The sequence below is a fragment of the thiotrophic endosymbiont of Bathymodiolus puteoserpentis (Logatchev) genome, from assembly GCF_900127505.1.
Taxonomy (GTDB): domain Bacteria; phylum Pseudomonadota; class Gammaproteobacteria; order PS1; family Pseudothioglobaceae; genus Thiodubiliella.
The window spans coordinates 1-1,689 of the sequence record NZ_UEXF01000030.1; the positions used below are offsets into that span (position 1 = coordinate 1).

1 protein-coding gene is annotated in these 1,689 nt (G+C 35.7%); it reads right to left on the bottom strand.

The features are described from left to right. Positions 1–215: 215 nt before the first annotated feature. The coding region (locus BHECKSOX2_RS05235; protein ID WP_139682756.1) for a C80 family cysteine peptidase at positions 216–1,689 on the bottom strand (1,474 nt) is incomplete at its 5' end.

Consider the following 1,689-nt stretch of genomic DNA (forward strand, 5'->3'; position numbering starts at 1 on the left):
ATCTAAATTTTGCGTTTGTTGCAACGCATCACCCTGAGCAAACCAGTCGTTATCTTTTGGTGTTTTGATGTTGAGATGTGATATGGAGGCATCTGAAGGCAGTGCTTCTTTAAACTGATGCAACATTTGCTCAGTTTCACTAAAACCTTTGGCTTTAACAAAAACTTTTAACGCACCCTTTAATTCACTAAGCTGCTTATTACCATAAATGCGTTCTATTTTTGGCTTTCCATCTTTATCAATAGAAAGGGTAACATCATAATGCTCGTCTGCTTTTCATTGAATTGTTGCAACGCATCACCCTGAGCAAACCAGTCGTTATCTTTTGGTGTTTTGATGTTGAGATGTGATATGGAGGCATCTGAAGGCAGTGCTTCTTTAAACTGATGCAACATTTGCTCAGTTTCACTAAAACCTTTGGCTTTAACAAAAACTTTTAACGCACCCTTTAATTCACTAAGCTGCTTATTACCATAAATGCGTTCTATTTTTGGCTTTCCATCTTTATCAATAGAAAGGGTAACATCATAATGCTCGTCTGTATAAGAATCTACAGTGATTATTTCACCCTTTTCATTGAATGCATAAGTTTTTTTAAGGGCGCTGGAGCGATATTTTCCAGAAGCACTTCCTGCTGAATCTGTTATAATTTTTCTGCCGTCTGGAAGAACTGATATACCAGCAAGTCTGACACTTACTTTGGTGTCACTTACCCCTTTTTTTCGCAACTCAGGTAGAAGTCTTTCTACATAATCACCCCCCAAACTACAGGAAACCAAACTGACTTTCCTCACGACAGAATCCTCACCAGCAACCCGATCTATAATACTGATATGTTCGGCAATCCTCTCAATGCTTCTGTTCTTAATTTTTCCTAGAGTTCCATGTGCATTGATCATAATCTTAAGATCGCCTTTTGGTATTTGATCTAATTTAAGTCCGTATACAACTTTGTAATTACCATTTTTATCCATATGGACAATAGTTGTATTGTCTGGATATTTTTCTGCCAGCTGTAACTCATCTTGAATTAAGTCGGGATCATTTTCTGTTGTTATAATAATTTGGCGTTTATATCCTACAAATGGATCTTTAATGTCGCCCTGACTTATGTTGCTTATGTTGCTTATATCCCATTTCTCAAGTTTAGCTTGAGACTCCTTAGACACTTGAATCTCATGTTCTATAGCTAATATGTCGTGTTTTAATTGTTTATACATTTCAGAACTACGACTTGCAAGATTCAAGAACACTTTATGTGTCTTTTTTAATTCTTTAACTTTATCGCCAACTTCCAGCACTTTGGCTGCTTCGTATTCTTCACGCGCAAGTAGCACGGATTGCTCTGTTCTTCTCAAATTTTCAGCTTCAATGTCAGTGATAAAATCTTGCAAAACAGCGTTTACCCTATTTAATTCTCCTATAATTTCTGAATTTGGATTGTTGCTTAAATGCTCATCAAAATCCAACTTTAATTCCTTTAGTTCAGAATTATAGAGTTCCAATTCATTTTCTTGTACTTCATGAAAAATACGAAAAGCACGAAGAATATCAGATAAAAAATCAGAATGCTTACTTTGCTTTTCAGATGTGGATTTAAGCAACTCTTCCAATCTTTGTATTTCTTCATTAAGATTGATCAATGGGTTCTTTAGCGCTTCACTGTGGTTTTTAACCGTTTCAGTTTTT